The sequence below is a fragment of the Deinococcus pimensis DSM 21231 genome, assembly GCF_000519345.1.
GTDB lineage: Bacteria > Deinococcota > Deinococci > Deinococcales > Deinococcaceae > Deinococcus_A > Deinococcus_A pimensis.
This window is the reverse complement of sequence record NZ_KI912675.1, coordinates 145,406-163,836: the sequence shown is the minus strand read 5'-3', so window position 1 is coordinate 163,836 and position 18,431 is coordinate 145,406. Positions and strand designations below refer to the sequence as shown.

Here is an 18,431-nt window from a genome sequence, read left to right as displayed (position 1 = left end):
CGTGAGGCTGCCCGGCTTCTTCTGACAAAGTCGTGTTAATGGCTTGTCAGAAAAGGATGGTCACCCTCTCACCGGATGATGCGTCCCGACAGGTGCGAGGGGCGCCCTTGACCTTCCCGCCACTGGAACCCGTAGCGTGCGAGGCATGCAGGCCCGCTTGACCATCTCCCGCTTCGCCGTTCTCACCGGACTGTCCGCCAAGACCCTCCGGTACTACGACGACATCGACCTGCTCCGCCCCGACCACGTCGATCTACTCAGCGGGTATCGCCTCTACAGCGTCGCGCAGCTTCAGCGCGCCGTGCATATCCGGCGCTGGCGGGAACTGGGCCTGCCGCTCGACGAGATTCGAACGCTGCTCGACCAGCCCATGCTCGCCCGGGAGGTGCTCGCGCGTCACGAACACCGGCTCATCCGTGAGATTCACCAGCGTCAAGCGTCCCTCGCGCACCTGCGCCGCCTGTTGAAGGAGGACCCTATGGAGTACCGCGTCGAACACCTCGCCCCACGTCAGATCCTCACGATCCGGACGCGGCTCGTGCCGCCACACTACGAGGTCATTCCCGAGGCGCTCCGGGACCTCGTGGCGTACCAGAAGGCCCGAGGGTACACGAACACCGCGCCGAGTTTTTTCGTGCATCACAACGACGACGAGGGCGAAGGCAGCCTCGTGGAGATCTGCGTGCCCGTCGAGGGTGTGGTGGCGCCGCAAGGTCGGGTCGAGGTGCGGACCTTCGAGGGCGGTCCGGCCTTCGTCGGGCGGTTCGTCGGTCCGTACGACCGGACGGGCGCGGCGTATTCGGTCGTGGTGGAGGAAGCGCTGCGGCGCGGGCTGCGCCTCACGGGCGTCACGGCGGAGTTCTATGTCAGAAGCATCCCGGACACACCGAACCCCGAGGAGTACGAGACAGACATCGCGTTCTTTCTTGACGAGACGAATGCGGAGAGTACTTCCGTCTGACCTTCAAGTGAGGACCTCTGGTCGTCGAGCTGGCCGATGGTGGTCCGGACTGCGCGGAGCAAGGGAAACGACAGATCGTTCCTGACAAGCCACTAAAAGCGCTCGGCACGTCATACGTCGTTCGTGTGCCAGGCCGTCACTCGTCAATGACCGTATGCCCGGTCGGTTGGAGGTGTGAGATGAAGTTCCATCCACTGCTGACCAAACTCGACGAGGCTTGGCCCGTCCAACAAAAACGCCGGGGCCGCGCCCACTTGGCTGACGCGGGCATGGCCAGCCTCGACGTACGAGCGGACGATCACCTCGAAGTACTCCACCGGCCAGTCCGCGATTCCATTTGTGGTGTCGTACTCTTCGAACGTCTTCCAGACGCGCACCCCGTCTTGCAGCACAGGCATGCGGTAACGCACCACGCGTTTTTCCGGCAACCGCGCAAGCTGCTCCGCGTGGTGCAGCAACGTCACGTTCTCGAAGAGCTCGCCAATCAGCAGCACTTGTCCGCCGAGCGCGCGAAAGCGGCCGAGCGGCGAGTCGTGCCCGAACGGGTACTGGTCCGGCTGGCTGGACAATAAATGCTCCGCATGTACGCCCAGAGCGACAAAAGACGACGACGGGTGGGAGCTGCGCAGGGCGCCTGACGTCGTACGCAGGTACTCAGCGAGGATACTCAGTTCGCGGTGATCTGCCCGGGAAGTTCGCGGATCAAAGGCCGGGCACGCCGCGAGGTAGGCTTGCCGCTTTTCTTCGGTCCAGTTGTCGAGTTCGTAGGGGTTGTCTTCCCAACCTGCGAGCATCATCAGCGTCCCGGCAGGTGTCAGAACGGCCAGGAGTGCCTGTAGCAAAGCATCCGGGCCGCCGACGACCCAGCCGACACATTTGACCGAGGCATGCAGCATCAGGACTTGTCCGGCATGCACCCCCAACGCACGCAGATCACGCTGGATGTCGGTGATTGTGACGAGGGGAACCGAAGATTCGGAGTGACCGCTCACCATGCCGACACCCCAAGCGCAATGGAAATCAATGCGTTCATCCTGACAATCTCCTACACGACAAGAAGGCGAACGATAGAATGTTGTCGGCAGCTACACTCACCAGTCTACGCCACACCCTCATAGCATCGAATGCTCATATCTTTAAGTTGTTATCGGACTGCTCACGACCGTCTGACCCTTCCCGCTCGTCATCTGCGGTCCTTGAGGCGAGGTCAGGTTGGTACGATGCCTCATGACTCAACCTGAACGGGACGGCGGGTCGAAGGGCGGCTCATCGTCGTCAACGGCACGTTCAGCGCCGGCAAGTCCACCCTGTGCGCCGCCTTGCAGGTCCTGCTGAACACGCCGTATCAGCTGTGGGGCTACGACGCATGTGGATGACGATGACGATGCGCTACGACCTTTCCAGCCGCAGGAACGCGAGGGCGTCTGGTACGACCTGCATCCCGACCGAGCGTGGCGTCGCGACCGGCAAGCGTAAAGCGTGACGCCGTCACGGGGGTGAAGCTGGACGGGAGCGGCCGTCGCGGACACGCAGAGCGTGAGCAGCAAGGTGAAGCGGCGCGTCATAAGCGGGTCCTCCAGGACGTGGACCGACGCCGGGCAGACCAGCACGGTACTCGAGTTCGGCTTGGGCGCGTTGGGCTTCGCGGACCTTCAGGTCGGCGCGCACATAGACAAGGACTTCCGCGCGACGCTGCTCGCCGCCAAGTCGCAACTCAAGCTCGAAGGCAAGCTCTCGTCCGCCGAGCAGCAGATGCGTCACGAGCTCAACCGCAACGAGTACACCCTCAAGTTCGAGACGAGCATCGGTCTGCCCGACAAGAGCTACAAGGACCTCAAGGGGATGCTCAACATCACCTTCGCGAAACTCGAGGCCAAGATGCCGATCATCCTCGCGCAGTCGCCCGTCGCGACCGTCACCCTCAAAACCCCGACCTTCAAGCAGGGCGACATCGTCCGGCTCGGGTTGAAGTTCGACCAGGACCGACTGCGGTTCTTGGTCAAGGCGTTCAACGCCAAGGGCGTGGACATCTGGCGCGTCGACGGCACCGATCAGATGAAGATGACGTTCAAGCAGGTCGGCGCGGTGGACTTCACCAGCGAGACGCCCGAGCAGGACGTGACCTTCACCGCCGACCTCGACAGCCACCCTTCGCAGCGGTACGTGGTGATGCTGCGCGAACACGTCTTGCCCTTCGCGCGCTTCTCTCTCGGCGACGCGCACCCCAGCGCGCCGATCGGTCAGTGCCCCGCCAACGTCCGCTTCGACGTGCAGGTCACCGGCGCCGGGCAGGACATGTTCATCCCCGGCGGCATCAACGAGACGTCCACGCTGTTCGAGTCGTTCGGGCACCGCGAGTACGGCGTCCTCGAGAACTACGCCGCGACGTGGTCGAACGGCAGCGCGCAGCTCCTTACGGACGCCATTGACCACGCGGACGCCGTGAAGTGGAACTCCGCTGCGCTGGACCTCTCCGACACCGGCGTCGCGACAGGCTACAGCCTCGTGGCGCGCAAGGTCGACGGCAAGCCCGACCAGGAGGAGCAGCGCAGCAGTCCCGTGGTGTGGCTGGGCGGCGCGCCCACCATTCCCAACGAGAACTTCAAGCTGGGAGGCGTGAGCGACGACGGCGTCGTGCTCGGCCAGCTCGGCAAGCAGGCCGCACTGTACGACGGCACGGTCTTCCCGGACCTCGGGTTCGGTGGGGTAGCGCTGGACCGGAACGCGTCCGGGGTGACCGTCGGGTCCGTCACCCGCAAGGTCCAGGAGGGCAACACGCAGGTGGAGCAGTACCTGCCGGTGAAGTGGCAGGACGGGAAGATGACGGTGTTGTGGGACGACACGTACGCGGGGGCCACGCGGGTCAACGCGCGTGGGGACGTGCTGGGCCTCGTGAACAACGACCGGAGCGTCTGGCTGCCCGCCGGCGCGGCGCAGCCGACCGAGGTGACCTCCTTGGGCTTCCGAGTGGATCTGCGTGACCTGAACGACGCGGGCGAGCTGGTCGGGTCGATCCCGGGGTTGCGTGGGGTGCTGCGGCTGGGTGACGGGCAGGTCGTGGACCTCAACGAGCGGCTCGCGCAGACGCTGCCTGGAAGCGGGTTCCACATCACCGACGCGGTGGGCATCAACAACAAGTGTGAGATCGCGGCGATCGCGACGAACTCAGAGAGCGACCGGGTGAACAACGTCGGCGTGATGGGGGTGTTGCTCAGACCCGTCCGGTAAGCGAGTTGGGAAGGGGAGCGGTGACCTGGAGGGGCGCCGCTCCCCTTTCATGTCGTTGATCGGGCGCACCCTCGACCCTCCGTGGTCGTGCCGAAAGGCGATCAGGTTGCGAGGCATCACCACGACGTCGAAAACGGACACCTCGACGAGATCAAAAAGTTCAGCAAGCCTTCCGCCCGCCAGTTGACGAGGCGTTCCCGGGCGTCGAGGTACACGCTGAGCTTCGCCGCTTGTACGTGCCGCTCCGCCCCACGGAGCGCCCTGATGAGTTCATCCGGGTCGCGGGTGCGGAACTCCCGCGCGGCCGTCCGGTCGCCTCCGGGGACGAGCGCGAGCATCCACTCCCCGCGGGTCGCCCTGAGGGGAACCAGCCGACGTCCACGAGGTCGCCGCGGCGGTCCTCCACCTGGAGCAGGTCCTCCTTGAGCAGCTCCACGTTGTTCAGGGACCACGTCGCGGGCATCTCCTCGTGACGCAACACCCGCCCCTCGCCGAAGTCCACCTCGCGCCCGAAGATGATCAGCGTCGTCACGCGTTCCTCTCCGCGGTCAGGGCGAGCCGGAGTACGTCCGCGAGCGCCTCGAAGTACGCTGGGCACGCCCCGCTGGCGTCCGCAAGCACCTGGTCGTCGAGCGTGCCGAGCAGCGTGCGCAGACGGTACTCGGTGGAGGCGGCCGCGGCGCCGCGCAGCCACTTCCCGAGGGTCGAGGCGGCGACCGCGTCGAGCATCACCAGATCGACGTGGGCGATCCCGGCGGGGCAGGGCGGGTACGGCGCCGAGGACCAGCGCTCGAAGGCCGCTTGCAGGTCGTGCATGGTGCAGGAAGTAGACCGGGCGGGTCAGCCTTGAGGGTCGGTCATATGCCTGACCTTCCGCGGCGGCACGTCACTCCACAGACGTCGACAAGAGGGATCACGCCGAATCAGGTACGCTGAAATCGCATGAGTGCACTGCACCTGTCGCTGCTCGGCCCACCGACCCTGAAGATCGGTGATCAGCGACCTGTGACACACTTCAGGACCCGCAAGACCGTCGCGTTGCTCGCGTACCTCACGCTCGAAGCCCGTCCGCACGCTCGACAGGCGCTCGCGCGTTTGCTGTGGCCCGACTCCACGGACGGCACCGCACGCTCCGCGCTCCGCAACACCCTCGCCTTCCTGCGTGGTCATCTCGGCGACGCCGCCCACCGGCTCCGAACAGACGGCGACACGGTTGAGCTCCGGCTCGAAGCCGCGGACAAGCTCGACTGCGCCTTCGTCCTGCGCGCCGCCGACCCGGACAGCGCGGACGTCCACCTGCTCACCCGGGAGCTCCTCGAGGGCGTCCCGGTGGATCCGGACGATGCGTTCGGCGCCTGGTTGATCGACACACGTGAACGCGTTCGTCGGGACGCGGCCGCCCTGCTCGCCCGAACCGCCGAGCACCACCGCGTGTCCGGCGACTTCATGCGCGCGCAAGACGCCGCGCGCGCGTGGGTGACGCTCGAACCGCACGTGGAGCAGGCGGTCCTCACCTTGATGCGTCTGCACGTCCAGCTCGGGGGCTCTCAGGCGGCGCTGCACGCCTTCGAAGCGCACGAGGCGCATGTCAGGCAGGCGTACGGCGGGCGCCCGTCGGGCGTGCTCCAACAGCTCGCTTCGACCCTGCGGTCAGCGCCTGTCGATCAAGGCGTCATTCGAGAAGATGCCGAGTCGGCCTCCGGGTTCACCACGGCGCCCGTGCAGACCTTCTTCGGGCGAGACGAGGAGCTCGCTCGGCTCTTCAGCACGTTCAGGCAGGCCCGACGTGAGCCGAGCGTCGCCCTGATCGACGGGGAGCCCGGCATCGGCAAGACGCGTCTGGTCGACGCGTTCCTCGACGACGCCTCTGGGAAGGCGCGGATCCTGCGAGGCCGTGCGTTCGAACCGACCCGCTCCGTGCCGTATCAGGCGTTGAGTGGCGTCCTGCGAGGTGCGCTGAGGTTCTCCAGGGGGGAGGCGCCGTTCGACCGTGCGGGGCTGGCGGAACTCGCGGTGCTCCTGCCGGACGTGCTCGACGTGTACCCCGACCTGCCCACGCCAAGCGCGGATCCGGCCCTGGCGAACGCGCGACGGCTCGCGGTCATCGCCGAGTTGCTGTTGCACGCCGCCCGGGAGGCGCCCCTGGTGGTCTTCCTCGACGACGTGCATTGGGCGGACCCGTCGACGCTCGACGCGTTGTCCTGGCTCTCGACGCACGAGGCGTTCGTGGGCGCGCCCCTGCTGCTGCTGCTCACAGCCCGCAGTGAAGCGCTCGCGGAGCCCGACCTGCGCCGCTGGCTCAGCGAGCGGACGCGCGCGTGGCGCGTCACCCGCCTCACGCTCGGACCGCTCGCACGAGCGGATGGCCGCGCGTGGCTCGCCTCGCTCGTCACACCGGGCGACCTCGACGTCATCGAAGCGTGGATGCACGACCGGACAGGCGGGCAGCCGCTGTTCATCACCGAGACGCTGCGCACCCTGCACGACGAGCGCGTCCTGCGGAACGAAGGACGCGCTCGCCTCACGTTGAACGCGGCGGCGCTCGCGCGGGTCGAGGACACTCCACAGGGCGTGCGGGACGCGGTGCGCGCCCGGCTCGCTCGGCTCGGCCCGACCGCGTTGAAACTCGTCACCGCTGCCGGTACGCTCGGTCGGCCCGTCACGCTTGATCTTCTCGCCGCCGTGTGCGCGGTGAGCGAGGACGAAGCGCTCGACGCGTTCGAGGAGGTCTGCGCGCGCGGTGTCCTGGCGGAGCAGGGTGACCTCGTGGTGTTCATGCACGACCGGCTGCGGGAAGTCGCTGCGGAGGACGTGATGGGCGCCCGGCGCCGGGCGCTGCATCGCCGCGCGCTCGACCTGCTGCGCGTATCGGGGGAGTCCTGGGCGGTGCTGGCGTGGCACGCGCGTGAAGCGCACGCCTGGACGGACGCCGTGCGGTTCGATCTCGCGGCGGGCCGTCAAGCGTTGACCCTCGCCGCGGACGCGGAGGCGATCACACACCTCGAGCGGGCCCTGGCCGTACTCGTACAGGGCCCGCCCGGCTTTGACCGCGCGGCGCTCACGCCCGGCGAGGTGTTCGATCTGTTCGACCGGCTCAACGTCGCGTACGACGAGACGGACGATCGGCACCCCGGGCGCCGCTCGGGCTTGACGAGGATGCGCGACGAGGGCCGCCTGACACGTGACGCGCGCCTCACCGTGCGCGCGCTCACCGAACTCGCCGTGATGCACGTCTGGACGCCCGGCGAGGAGGACGACGCCGCGCGTTGTCTCGACGAGGCTGAACTTCTCGTGACGCCAGGTGAAACGCGCGCGTGGCTGCACAGCGCGCGCTTCTATGTCGCGGCCCGCTACGGTGACGGCGAAGCGCAGCTCAGCTGGGCGCGCCTCGCGCTCGACGAGGCGCGAGTCGCGGGTGACGAGTACCTGATCGGCATGTGCCTCGCCAACCTCTCGGTCGCGCTGGGCGGCACCGAAGACTGGGCGGCCGTCACCCGCGCCGCACTCGACGCGTCCACCCGTCTGGAACGCGTGCACAACCGCGTCGCGGCGCAGCGCAGCGCCGTCACGGCCGCGTATGGGCTGTGGTACCTGCGGGACCTCGAGGCGTGCGCGCGAACCGCGCGGTCCGCCGTCGTGACCTCGCGGGACCTGCGTTCCGGGCAGTTCGAGGTGTCCGCCATGCGGCCCCTGCTGTCCGCGCTGACCGCACTCGGACGTCTCGACGAACTGCACGAGCTGCTTCCTCGATTCGAGGAACTGCTTTTGGAACGAGACGATGAGGTGTTTCGCGCGCTGTGCCTGCTCGACCTCGCCGTGGCCCTGCACGCCCTCGGACGGCACCACGAGGCCCGCGCGCGGTACCTGGAGGTCGAAGCGGCGCACGCGCGCAGTCCGTTGCCGTACTTCACGGAGGACGCGCCGAGCGGGCTGTGCGACCTCGCGTTACGGCGAGGCGACGTTGAGGACGCCGCGCGGTGGGCTCGGCTCGCGACGCTGCGCCGACGCGACGTCCGTCGGCCGCTCGCGTTCGGCACGCTCGTGAGCGAGGTGGAGGCCCTCGCTCGCCACGGCGATCTGGACGAAGCCAGCGCGTTGGTGCGGATGTGCTCGGACGTCACGCCGGTCGTAGGAGACACGCTCGTCTGGCGATTTTGGACGGCCGCGGTGCTCGCGGAGCACGAAGGCCGCGCGGACACCGCCGAAAGGTTCGCGAGGACCTACGAGGCCGCTCGGCACCTCGAACGTCCGCTGCTCGCCGTGCGTGTCGCGGCGCAGCAGGCGCTTGCGCTGCGCCGCTTCGGACGTGAGGACGACGCGCGGCTCGTCGCGTGCGCCGCCGAGGAGGAGGTCGCTCGGCTCGCCTCGACCCTTCCGGGTGAGGCGAGCGTTCACGTCCAGCGTGCGTACCTGCCCTTCGAGGACCGCGTCAGGAGCGGCGCGGACCGGCACCCCGGGTGAGGTCCAAGCCCAGCGTCACGCCGGCCTGTCCCGCGCAGGCCGTGAGGAGTTGCTCGAACACGACGCGGACGAGTTGCCGCGCGCTGGAGACGCCGTGGCCTCGGAGGGATCGCGCCACGCTCGCCTGCTGGTGAAGTTCCGCGAGGCGGGCGAAGGCGACGTCGGTGGTCGGGTCGAAGCGCAGGTCGTTCATGGTCTGCTCCTTCCGGGCGTCGGGGCCCTGATGCCGCTCACGGTACGCGCACACCGCAACCGCGGCGCAACGAGACCTGCGGCGCTGTGTGTTGCGCTGCCGTTGCGCCCGGCGTGTACGGTCAGGGCATGACCAGTACCCGGCACCCTCGACGCAGACGTCACCACGCGCCTTCGACGCGCTCCTTCCGGCTGCTCAACCTCGTGTTCGCGTTCGTTGGTGGGGTCACGCAGGGGGAGGCGCTGAAGGGTGAGCTTCCCCCTTGCGACGGCCTGACGACGCGTTCGGCGTCGTTCGGTCCCTGGCGGGCGTTCGGCGCTCATTTGGAGCGCGAGTGGCTGTAGCGCGCCCGACGTCCAACACCTGCGCCCTGTCCTGCGTGTCGACGTTGAGGCGGTCACGGACGCATCACAAACGGCCGCGCGCCGTGCGGGCGTCCAAAAGCCTAGCATCTGTGCAACTGATCGCCTTCAAGGCGCGGTAGGTCAACCAGGTGGACGTCGCGTTGTCGCGCTTCATCGAACTCCAAGCGCTCGCCTCCCTGCTTACTTCCGCCCTTCAAGGCCTCAGCATTCGAGTTGATCGCGCCGATGATCTCCCGGATTCCACCACGACAGAAGAACTTGCCGACGTGCACTTGGTGCTGATCAAGGGCCATGGCGCGTATCCAGCAGGAATTGACGTGTTCGCCTTCCCACGGCGCGACGAACCTCGCGTCCACGTTGCCCTCGCGCGCTTCCTGTCCACCCTCCGAAACTGTGATGCCGTGTGCGACGAGACGCCCTACGCCCCCAAGAATCCAGGCACTGGTGACACGGGCGCCCTGCCACACATCACTTCGAGGGCGTGAGCGGCCCCCGAGGCGGCGGCGAGGACACCCGCGTCCACGTTCCACTCCAGATCAACCTGCGCCCCTCGCAGCCAGGCTCGACGGACGTCATCGTCAGCTCGTTCCCCTTGACCGCCCAGCGGAAGGTCGCGTCGAAGTACGTCCGCACGCCCGGCCCCCCATCCTCACACAACCCCGCACCGACCTCCTTCGCGCCGTACGCGTCCACCCCAGGCCGTCCCATCGCCACCGTGCCGTACACGTTGACGGTGTCGCCCTGGTACCGCACGGCGTCCACCGCGCCGGTCCCGAGCGGATCGAGGACCCAGGCGCCGATCTCGTCGAAGATCAGGTCCCAACGGCCGTTCACGTCGTTGCCCTGATCGTCCGGAGTGAGGCCGCTCACCTGCCGCGTCCAGCGACCCGCCAGCGCCGCAGGTGGAGCGGGCGCTCTGCTCACCACGTCCGCGATCACGGTGTCCGACGCCGTGTCCCCATTCACGGCGTGGAACGTCGCGGTGAAGGAGTGCCTTCCGGGCGCGAGGAAGGTGGGGATCAGCCAGCCGGCCGGTGAGGCGAAGGTGTACGGGTGCTTCTTCGCGTACCACCTCACTTGCCCGTCGATGAGGAAGTCGACGCGGTCCACGTCGTCCTGCGGCGCGAGGATGCCCGCGCCGGGCATGCTGACCGTCACCACCCAGCGGACCTGCGCGGGCAGGGTCCTCAGCCCGTCGAGGCTGGACGTCACCCGGTACACCTCGGGTGGTCCAGCGGACCGTTGGGTCGAGCGCGCTCCCACGGTCAGGGTCAGCGAGGCGGTCAACGCGAGCGCGACCTGAAGGGACAACTTGCCGATCGACGGCATGCGACGCGGAAGACGGGAGCCCTGCATGAGCACCTCCTGCTCGAATCATGGACGGGCGACGTTCGGGACGGCTGGTGTCGCGGATCACGACGTGACGCTGCCCGACGTCTTTTGGCAGGACGGACGTGACGTCGCCGTGGGGTGACCTCAGATCGTTGATCGGGCGAAGACCTCGTGGTTCCCTGAGCGCGTGGCGTCCGGTGCGTGGACGATGGTGTGGTCGTCAGGTTCTAGGGGCTCCCGAGCCTGGTGACGCGAAGCTTCCCTCGCGACTTCCGCAGGTCTCGTGGGCCGACGCTGCCCGAAACACTACGGTAGACCCTGACGCCACCACGGCTGGAGTGACCGAGCGGCTCGCCTCACGCCACAACGGTGCGTGCGCCCTTGCTTGACGTGCGCGTCCGTGTCGTGGTCGCGTTACCGCGTTACCTCACTCGAATCCAGGTGCCTTGCAGGAGGTCCTGCCGGTTGCTGCACCCCGCGTCGACAGCCGTCAAGGTCAGCCGGTCTCCGCTGACCGTCCACCTGAACGTCCCGGCGGGTGAACCCTCCTCACAGATGTGACCCCAGACGTGCGCGCCGTGCGCGAACACGCCTTCCTCCTCAGGTGACATGCGCACCGGTCCGAGCAACGTGAGGACATTCCCGGCGATGTTGGATTGTTCGACGACACCGGTCCCCACAGGATCGAGCACCCAGGCGCCCACCCGGTCGAAGGTCAGGCGCCACCGCCCGGTCAGGATGGGATTGGCGTCGGTGCGGCTCCGAGTCCAGACGCCGTTGAGCGCCGTGGGCGGGGGCGGTGCGGACGCGACGTTGAGCTCCACCGTGTCCGAAGCGACGCGGCTTTCCTTGGTCAGGACGGTGGTGGTGAAGGTGTGCCTGCCGGGAGCGAGGAACGTCGTGATCAGAAAGCCGTCGTCCGCGCCAAAGACGTACGGTGCGTTCTTCTCGGACCACGCCATGCGCCCGTCGATGAAGAAGTTGACGCTCTGCACGTCCTCCGCGGGCAGATTCACGGTGGCGGTCCACTTCGAGCGCAGGGGAAGTGACGTCTTCCCGCGCAGACTGGAGGTGACCGTGACCTTCGCGCCCGCTGGGGCTGCGGAGGCGGGAGCACTCCACGTCCCGGCGAGCAGCGTCATGGCAAGTGCGCTTCCGAGGGTGACGGTCCGGTACGGCATAGACTCCTCCTCACCGCGGGGCGCGACTCCAGGGGGAAGGGGCCAGATTCAGCAGTTGAGCGCGGTGTCGTATCGTACACCGCCGACCGTGCGGCGTACAGTTCTGGAACGTTCAGGACGCTTCGGGTCGCCGCGTGGCAGTCGACACTGTCGTCGTTCGTCGTTCCGCTCGTGCCGCTGCGGTCGTCCGCGACGCCGGTCACGTCAAGCGATTCAGTGTGGCCCTCGGGGTGCTCGTGATGTCGCCGGTTCCTTGCCACCCACCAAGTTGCTTTCGCAGCCGGCATGGGTCGTCACTGCTCACGTGAACGTCTCGACACGACGTGGAGGCCGTTCACATGAGCCGGGCGTACCGTCGAGCATGACCCGCTCACCCGAGGCTGCGCTGGCCGCCTGTCATGGTGCTTACCGCGCTGGACCTGGCGGCGCGTTCGAATTCGACTTCCTCACCGACGCCACCGCGTACGCCTTGGCGCTCTACGGCATCCAGCGAGCCGACGTTCAAGCTGAGGACGTTTCGACAGGGAACCGCAAGGGCGCGCTTGCGCGGGAACTTAAGCAGCGCGGCATCCTCACGACCCTGCCCGACCTGTGGTTCAGGGTCCGTCCACTCGACACCTGGTGAGAGCGCACCAGCTCGGAGGATCTCCTGGATCACCACTCACCTCACGTCACGAGTGTGGTCTTCGCATGACTCACCTCGTCGCGGCACCGAACTCCAGGAACGGTACGTCGGCGTCGCTCACCCCGAGCTGGGCCTGCTTGAGCGGCCCCTTCCAGCACCTTCCACAAGCGTTCACCGTCCGGTCCACAAAGGCGGGCCGGGCGGGGTCATCGACTCAACCGTCTCGAGTGGCATCCTGAAGCACAAGAGCGGATGCTCCACTTCGAGAAAGGCACGGGGCGCGCGACTTCACCTTGCTCAAGCATGAACGCGCCTATCACCCTGGCTTCCTGAAGCGGTGGTGCCGCCCACTTGAGACCAACACGACCGTGCATGCGAGGAGGTACGCACACGTCGGAGCTCTCTCGGCTCAGGTAAGGCCAGGTGAACGAATGCTTGTCGCCTCGCTGACTCGCACGTCTGATACTCGTCCTACCCCCTCACAGGAGCGCCCATGCCACCTCAGACCATTCTGATCATCGAAGACGACCTCGACATCCGCGCCCTCCTCGACCGCACCCTCCGTAACGCGGGCTACCGCACCCTCACCGCCGAGAGCGCCACCCGCGGGCTGATGCTGGCCCGTGAGGACAACCCGGACCTTGTCGTGCTCGACCTCGGCCTGCCCGACTTCTCCGGGGATGAAGTCGCGCGGCGGCTTCGCGGCACCAGCGACGTGCCCATCCTGATCCTTTCCGCCGTGGATGACCCCGACCGCAAGATCGACCTGCTCTTCAGCGCCAACGACTACGTCGTCAAACCCTTCAACGAGGACGAACTCGTGGCGCGCATCCACGTGCAGTTCCGGCAGCGGACCGCGCCGCCCGTCCTGAGAAACGGACCGCTGACGCTGGAGGCCAGCAAGCGGCTGTGCACCTGGGACGGACGGGAGGTGCAGCTGTCACCACGCGAGTTCGACCTGCTGCTGTTCCTCGCGGGCGCCCCCGGACGTGCGTACAGCCGTGAGGAGATCGGTCGGGCGATCTGGGAGGACGTTCGCCCAGTCGCGAACGTCATCGACGTGCATGTCAGCAACCTGCGCGCCAAGCTCCGTGACGCCGGGGCGTACCGCTTGATCCGCACCGTACGCGGGTACGGGTTCGCCATGCGGAACTTCGAAGACACGCCCGGGCCGCACCTCCAGGTGTGAACGAGGAGCGCGTCAACCGTCCGTACGTGGCCTGCGCTTCGCCGTGCGGGATCCGGAGGCAGACTCCGCGAGCGGCCGAGGTGTCCGCGCCTGCCCCAACCCTTGCGGATGCGTGGGTGGTGCTGGCCATTGTTGACGTGACGCGGGAGCTTGCGGTGTGCTGAAGGCTCCTTCAAGATCGCAGCGCGGCGGGCTGCGCGCACGCCTGACGCGTCCTGGCGGAGGTGCTGCTGCTGGCGGAATGTCGCGGCGAAGGTGACTTCCTCATGCGGGTGCGCGCCCTGCGTGAACGCTTCCTACGCATCCAGTCCGACGTGTTCCAGCTGGAGCAGCTTCGAGGTGAAGCGGACACGCTGCTCGTCGTGGTCTGGTTGGACCGCTGAATGTACGAGTCTTGGAGCGGCGCGAGCGAGCCGCCTTCGTCGGGCCTGCCACGCTCACCCACACGCCGGGAGTTTTGAGATCCGGCGCGTACGTTCCTTTTCGCACGAGCTTCCCATGCCGCGCGTCGCCTCCTGGGCCTCAAGGGTGCAACTCCCCACATCCGAGTTTCTGGATCTTCCTTCATCAGTCCTTACCGCGCCGTGTGGGAGGATGCGTGAGCATGACCTCATGCGCGATGAGGCCTTCGACGTCGAGACGTGGAAACCCACCCATGCCGCCGCCCGTCGAGCGGTCGCAGAAGCGATCATGCAAACCGAGCGCCACGGAGAACCGGACTTCAAGGAGATGGCGGGCGCACTTCGAGCGCGGTTGCGCCGTGCGACGTTCGACGTGCCACGCCTGAGGCGCATCGAGGGTGAAGCGCACTGGCTGGTCGTCACCACCTGGCTCGACCTTTGAGCCTGCCGTGGAGGCCGCCGACGTCCAGAGCGCAGCGGACGTTCGACCGGCCAGCTACACCGAAGCGCCGAAGCGCGTGACCCTCGCCAGGCTCACTTCCGGCCGTCTCGTGAGTGTGTCCGTGCGGACGCGTCTTCCGCGTGCCTCTGGGCGTCGAGGGTGCCGCGGGGTTTGGTGATCAGCTCCAGCGTCACCAGCTGCTCTCGGTACCAGGACCGCAGGTGTTCGTCGAACACTCCGGGGTCGTGCAGGATGACCTGCACTTCCTCGTCACGCACCTCCCGTCCGGTCAGCGCCACCACGAGGTCCCGGAGTCCCTGACGCAACGTGGCCGCCTCCTGCTGATTCAGCGAGGGCTGCGTGAGCAGCGCCCGGACTTCCGCGATGGTCCGAAGAGGATCGCCGTCCACGCCTCCAGTGTTTGAGAGCGAAGCGGGCCCTACCGTAGGCACCGCGACGATCTCCCGCGGTTCAGCCGCCCAGGTCACGACGGGCCACGTCCGGCGCTGTGGGCTGTTACGGGGGCATCGAGCGGTCCTCGGTGCCTCCGTCCTCGTCCTCGTCCCTGTCGAGCAGCGTGGACCGGTGGCCGTGCAGGAGGTGAACGGCGTCGTCGGCATTCGCGCGAACCAACCCGGCGAGGAACGCGAGGCGGTCGGCGTGAAGGGCGCGAAGGTCCGGGGAGAGCTGCGCTTCGCACTCCCTGAGCGTGTCGAGCAGTTCGTCGCGTTGCTGTCGGATCAACCCTGCCGCTCGTGCACGCCCGTCCATGTCCCACCGTACGTCACGCCGGGTGCATGGGGCCGGGTGGGTACGTGGAAGCAGCTGGGTGCAGGCGGCTCACGGCGGTGTGGGCGTCTTGGACGTGGGTGCGGCTCTCGTTCGAGAACGCCAAGGCGTTTCGGCTGGAACTGGCGGGGGTGCTGGGTCGGTACCTCGCGAAGGATGGACCGCAGGGGTGTCTGGTGCAGCGGGGGGTGGCGCCGGAGGTGTGGTGAGGTGGGCAGGGGTGCGCGGCCACTATAATCAAAGTATCCAAATATTTACAAAATTGAATAAACGGAGTAGAGTGACCCCATGGAGGCCCTACCCGTCCTCAAAGCCCTCGCGGACCCCGTCCGACTCCAGATCCTGCACCACATGCGCGACCACGGCGACCACGACCACACCATCTGCCCCCTCGACCTCATGACGGCGCACTCGCTCGCCCAACCCACCGTCAGCCACCACATGAAGATCCTCGTCGCCGCCGGACTCGTCACGTCCTTCAAACGCGGCACCGCCGTCTTCTACCGCCTCAACCCCGACACCTTCGACCGACTCGCCGTCTGGCTCGAAGCCTGGCGTCACAGCTCCGACGCCTCCGTTGACCAGCGCTGAAATCCCACACCCAACACCCCCGGACGCGCCCAGGAGCGCCCGGACACCCCACCACACCCTCAGGAGACCCATGCACGTCCTCATCGTCCTCGCGCACCCCGAACCCCGCTCCTTCAATCACGCCCTCACCCGAACCGCCGTCCACACCCTCACCACGCTCGGCCACACCGTCGAAGTCTCCGACCTGCACGCCCAGCACTTCGACCCGGTCGCCGGACGAGGCGACTTCACCACCACCCTCGACCCGGACTTCCTGCACCTGCAACGCGAACAGAAACACGCCTTCGAGCACGCCACCTACGCCCCCGACATCCGCGCCGAGCACGACAAGCTCGACCGTGCCGACCTCGTCATCTTCCAGTTCCCCGTCTGGTGGCGCTCCACACCCGCCATCCTCAAGGGCTGGTTCGACCGCGTCCTCACCGTCGGCTACGCCTACGGCGCCACGAAGGTCTTCGAGACGGGCGGCCTGCGTGGCAAACGCGCCCTGCTCTCCGTCACCTTCGGCGGTCCCACCACCGCCCAGGAAGCCGACGAGGTGCTGCGCCAGATCCACGAGGGCGTCCTCGCGTTCGTCGGGTTCGACGTTCTCACGCCCTTCGTGGTGGGCGGTCCACGCGCCATGACCGAGCAGGCCCGCGCCACCGAACTCACCCGCTACGAACGCACCCTCGCGGACCTCGCCGGCACCACCCCCGCCACGGCGTCGGCGCTTGTCTGATGCCCCGCGACGCCACTCCGGTCACGCTTCAGGACCACGCGGAAGACGTCGTCACCGTCGAACCGCACGACCCCAGGTGGACACGCCGCGCCAAACGCGACATCGAGACGTTGCGCCTCGAGCTCGAAGTCGTCACGCTCGACATCGAACATGCCGGCAGCACCAGCGTGCCCGGCCTGCCCGCCAAACCCACCGTCGATCTGCTCCTGGGCACGCACGCCTGCCCCTGGGACGAACGGCACGACGACACCCTCTCCGCGTTGGGCTACGTGTTCTACAAGGCGCCCAACACGCACTGGCGGATGTACCTCAAATCCTGGCGGCACCTCCGGCGCGGGTACCACCTGCACGTCGTGGAACACGACCGCGCCCACTGGAACGATCACCTGCGCTTCCGCGACGACCTGCGCGCCCACCCCGCGCAGGCCGAACGGTACGGCGCGCTCAAACAGGACCTCGCGGAACGGCACGCCACCACGCGCGGTGCGTACAAGCAGGCCAAGTCGGCCCTGGTGCGCGAACTCGAGGACAAGGCGCCGGAATGGCATCCGTGACGGGCTCCACTCGGTCCCGTGCGCCTCGCGCTCCCGAGGCGCCATGACGACGGCGCATTCCGAGCGGCTCTCGCCGGGCACGGCGGACGCAGCGCGCGCGGTCATCAACGCGGGCTTGACGCAGCGGTTCGGGGTGCTGCGCGAGAACGACACGGTCGTCGCGACCGGCGCGCTCGTCCGTGAATCTTCCCGAGTGGTCCGCGTGACACGCATGTCCGTCGCGGCTCACGCGCAGGGCAGAGGACTGGGCGGCGCGACGCTGCGCTTCCTGCTGACCGCGCCCGGAGGCAGGGATACAGGACGGTGGTGCTGGAGACGAACGAGGATCGGGCCTCCGCACGTCGGCTGTACGAACGGCACGCCTTCGAGCTCACTCACCTCGCGGACGGCGGCGCGCACAACGCCCTGACGCTGGGCGAGCAGGATCCCAGCGAGCTCGGCGCGTGCGGGCCGCTCGCTGCCCGGACGGCAGTCACATGGCCAGGTACGACGATCAGGAGCCCTGCATGAACGGCCCGATCGAATTCTTGAAGGAGGTGGACGCACGCCCGACCACACCCTGAAGCGCGCCGCGTCCCTCTGATCCGCTAGGATGCACGGATGATCTCCGCGGAACGCTTGGCCGACCACCTGCCCCTCGGGTTCATCGCCGTCGACCCTGAGTGGAAGGTCACGCGCGTGAACGCCCGCGCCCGCTTCCTGTTCCGCGGTCAGCCCCTCGCGCCCGGCATGAACCTGCGCGACATCATTCCCGACGAGCCGGGCTCACGCGCCTGGCCGGACCTCACCCGCGCCATGAACCGCCGCGAGAGCGTGGAGTTCGAGGTGTTCTACCCCGCCATGTTCTCCTGGCACGAACTCAGCGTCATTCCCGACGAGCACGGCGGGCTCGCCCTGCTCACCCGGGACGTCACCGACCGGCAGTGGCTGCTTCAGAAGGACGCGGAGCACGCGTACCTGCGTGGCCTGTTCAGGGAAGCGCCCGTCGCGATCAGCATCACCCGCGGGCCGAAGCACACCTTCGAGTTCAACAACGACTTCGCGCGAAGCCTCGTGGGAGGGCGTGACCTGGACGGGAGGACCGTCCGTGAAGCCTTCCCGGACCTCGAAGGGCAGGGGTACTTCGAGCTGCTCGACGAGGTGTACCGCACCGGGGAGGCCGCGCGAGGCGAGGAGATGCCCGCGGTCATCACGGACACCAACACCGGGGAGACACGGCCGCTGGTGGTGAACTTCTCGTACCTGCCCCTGCGCGGCTTCGACGGAAAGGTGTCAGGCATCCTGACCCTCACCATCGACGTCACCCGGTACGTCAGCCACGGGTGAGTCGCGACACCGCAAAGGACACGTCATGGCGCCACACGGGACGAGCGCGCCGCTGCCTCCCAGGACCAGGAT

The 18,431-nt window shown here is 67.7% G+C and carries 21 protein-coding genes; 13 read left to right on the top strand and 8 right to left on the bottom strand.

Going from position 1 to position 18,431, the window contains the following annotated elements:
* Nucleotides 1-145 precede the first annotated feature (145 nt).
* Nucleotides 146-961 (top strand): MerR family transcriptional regulator, encoded by an 816-nt coding sequence (locus tag DEIPI_RS0124620; protein WP_027483026.1) that lies wholly within the window; start codon nt 146-148, stop codon nt 959-961.
* A gap of 143 nt (nt 962-1,104) precedes the next feature.
* Here the strand turns inward: DEIPI_RS0124620 and aac(3) are convergent, their stop codons facing one another.
* Nucleotides 1,105-1,956: an aminoglycoside 3-N-acetyltransferase gene (gene aac(3) / locus DEIPI_RS0124615; protein WP_045235111.1), complete on the bottom strand. Its 852-nt coding sequence runs from the start codon at nt 1,954-1,956 to the stop codon at nt 1,105-1,107.
* A gap of 273 nt (nt 1,957-2,229) precedes the next feature.
* Here aac(3) and DEIPI_RS42135 point away from each other — a divergent pair, with 273 nt between their 5' ends.
* Nucleotides 2,230-2,337, top strand: a complete 108-nt coding sequence (locus DEIPI_RS42135; protein ID WP_342667535.1) for a phosphotransferase-like protein — start codon at nt 2,230-2,232, stop codon at nt 2,335-2,337.
* A 160-nt stretch (nt 2,338-2,497) separates the two neighbouring features.
* On the top strand, nt 2,498-4,189 hold the full coding sequence (locus DEIPI_RS0124610; protein WP_027483538.1) for a hypothetical protein: 1,692 nt from the start codon (nt 2,498-2,500) through the stop codon (nt 4,187-4,189).
* Nucleotides 4,190-4,305: 116 nt separating this feature from the next.
* Here DEIPI_RS0124610 and DEIPI_RS0124605 read toward each other — a convergent pair whose 3' ends face one another.
* Together DEIPI_RS0124605 and DEIPI_RS0124600 are read right to left on the bottom strand one after the other, a co-directional pair.
* Complete coding sequence (locus tag DEIPI_RS0124605) at nt 4,306-4,527, bottom strand: hypothetical protein (RefSeq protein WP_027483537.1); 222 nt, start codon at nt 4,525-4,527, stop codon at nt 4,306-4,308.
* A 190-nt stretch (nt 4,528-4,717) separates the two neighbouring features.
* Nucleotides 4,718-5,005: a hypothetical protein gene (locus DEIPI_RS0124600; RefSeq protein ID WP_027483536.1), complete on the bottom strand. Its 288-nt coding sequence runs from the start codon at nt 5,003-5,005 to the stop codon at nt 4,718-4,720.
* 126 nt (nt 5,006-5,131) lie between these two features.
* Between DEIPI_RS0124600 and DEIPI_RS0124595 the strand changes: the two genes are divergently transcribed.
* Nucleotides 5,132-8,650 carry an ATP-binding protein gene (locus DEIPI_RS0124595; RefSeq protein WP_027483535.1) on the top strand — a complete coding sequence of 1,173 codons (3,519 nt, stop codon included), beginning with the start codon at nt 5,132-5,134 and terminating at the stop codon, nt 8,648-8,650.
* Here the strand turns inward: DEIPI_RS0124595 and DEIPI_RS0124590 are convergent.
* Nucleotides 8,619-8,843: a hypothetical protein gene (locus tag DEIPI_RS0124590; RefSeq protein WP_027483534.1), complete on the bottom strand. Its 225-nt coding sequence runs from the start codon at nt 8,841-8,843 to the stop codon at nt 8,619-8,621. The two genes, DEIPI_RS0124595 and DEIPI_RS0124590, sit on opposite strands and share 32 nt — an antisense overlap.
* A 493-nt stretch (nt 8,844-9,336) precedes the next feature.
* Between DEIPI_RS0124590 and DEIPI_RS38390 the strand changes: the two genes are divergently transcribed.
* Nucleotides 9,337-9,693: a hypothetical protein gene (locus DEIPI_RS38390; RefSeq protein WP_157464020.1), complete on the top strand. Its 357-nt coding sequence runs from the start codon at nt 9,337-9,339 to the stop codon at nt 9,691-9,693.
* Here DEIPI_RS38390 and DEIPI_RS0124585 read toward each other — a convergent pair.
* Together DEIPI_RS0124585 and DEIPI_RS0124580 are read right to left on the bottom strand one after the other, a co-directional pair.
* Nucleotides 9,677-10,564, bottom strand: a complete 888-nt coding sequence (locus DEIPI_RS0124585) for a hypothetical protein (RefSeq protein WP_027483533.1) — start codon at nt 10,562-10,564, stop codon at nt 9,677-9,679. The two genes, DEIPI_RS38390 and DEIPI_RS0124585, sit on opposite strands and share 17 nt — an antisense overlap.
* Nucleotides 10,565-10,962: 398 nt before the next feature.
* Nucleotides 10,963-11,721, bottom strand: coding sequence for a hypothetical protein (locus DEIPI_RS0124580; RefSeq protein ID WP_027483532.1), 759 nt, complete (start codon nt 11,719-11,721; stop codon nt 10,963-10,965).
* Between the two features lie 361 nt (nt 11,722-12,082).
* On the opposite strand from DEIPI_RS0124580, the gene DEIPI_RS0124575 reads away from it, so the two are divergent.
* The 4 genes from DEIPI_RS0124575 (at nt 12,083) to DEIPI_RS0124560 (ending at nt 14,378) form a co-directional block, all read left to right on the top strand.
* A complete protein-coding gene (locus tag DEIPI_RS0124575) occupies nt 12,083-12,346 on the top strand; it encodes a hypothetical protein (RefSeq protein ID WP_027483531.1) in 264 nt (87 codons plus the stop codon).
* A 493-nt stretch (nt 12,347-12,839) separates the two neighbouring features.
* Complete coding sequence (locus DEIPI_RS0124570) at nt 12,840-13,535, top strand: response regulator transcription factor (protein ID WP_027483530.1); 696 nt, start codon at nt 12,840-12,842, stop codon at nt 13,533-13,535.
* 224 nt (nt 13,536-13,759) lie between these two features.
* A complete protein-coding gene (locus tag DEIPI_RS38385; RefSeq protein WP_157464018.1) occupies nt 13,760-13,918 on the top strand; it encodes a hypothetical protein in 159 nt (52 codons plus the stop codon).
* Nucleotides 13,919-14,147: 229 nt separating this feature from the next.
* Complete coding sequence (locus DEIPI_RS0124560) at nt 14,148-14,378, top strand: hypothetical protein (protein WP_157464016.1); 231 nt, start codon at nt 14,148-14,150, stop codon at nt 14,376-14,378.
* Nucleotides 14,379-14,470: 92 nt separating this feature from the next.
* Here the strand turns inward: DEIPI_RS0124560 and DEIPI_RS0124555 are convergent, their stop codons facing one another.
* A complete protein-coding gene (locus tag DEIPI_RS0124555) occupies nt 14,471-14,788 on the bottom strand; it encodes a hypothetical protein (RefSeq protein WP_027483528.1) in 318 nt (105 codons plus the stop codon).
* A gap of 106 nt (nt 14,789-14,894) precedes the next feature.
* Nucleotides 14,895-15,122: a hypothetical protein gene (locus DEIPI_RS0124550; RefSeq protein ID WP_027483527.1), complete on the bottom strand. Its 228-nt coding sequence runs from the start codon at nt 15,120-15,122 to the stop codon at nt 14,895-14,897.
* Between the two features lie 333 nt (nt 15,123-15,455).
* Between DEIPI_RS0124550 and DEIPI_RS34405 the strand changes: the two genes are divergently transcribed.
* The 4 genes from DEIPI_RS34405 to DEIPI_RS34390 all read left to right on the top strand — a co-directional run bounded on the left by DEIPI_RS34405 (nt 15,456) and on the right by DEIPI_RS34390 (nt 18,359).
* The gene (locus DEIPI_RS34405) at nt 15,456-15,758 is read left to right on the top strand and encodes an ArsR/SmtB family transcription factor (RefSeq protein ID WP_045235110.1); all 303 of its coding nucleotides are present in this window, start codon (nt 15,456-15,458) and stop codon (nt 15,756-15,758) included.
* A gap of 70 nt (nt 15,759-15,828) precedes the next feature.
* The gene (locus DEIPI_RS34400; RefSeq protein ID WP_045235109.1) at nt 15,829-16,479 is read left to right on the top strand and encodes an NAD(P)H-dependent oxidoreductase; all 651 of its coding nucleotides are present in this window, start codon (nt 15,829-15,831) and stop codon (nt 16,477-16,479) included.
* The gene (locus tag DEIPI_RS34395; RefSeq protein ID WP_052351999.1) at nt 16,479-17,033 is read left to right on the top strand and encodes a GrpB family protein; all 555 of its coding nucleotides are present in this window, start codon (nt 16,479-16,481) and stop codon (nt 17,031-17,033) included. The genes DEIPI_RS34400 and DEIPI_RS34395 overlap by 1 nt, the downstream gene beginning before the upstream one ends.
* Before the next feature lie 600 nt (nt 17,034-17,633).
* A complete protein-coding gene (locus tag DEIPI_RS34390; protein ID WP_052351998.1) occupies nt 17,634-18,359 on the top strand; it encodes a PAS domain-containing protein in 726 nt (241 codons plus the stop codon).
* Nucleotides 18,360-18,431 lie beyond the last annotated feature (72 nt).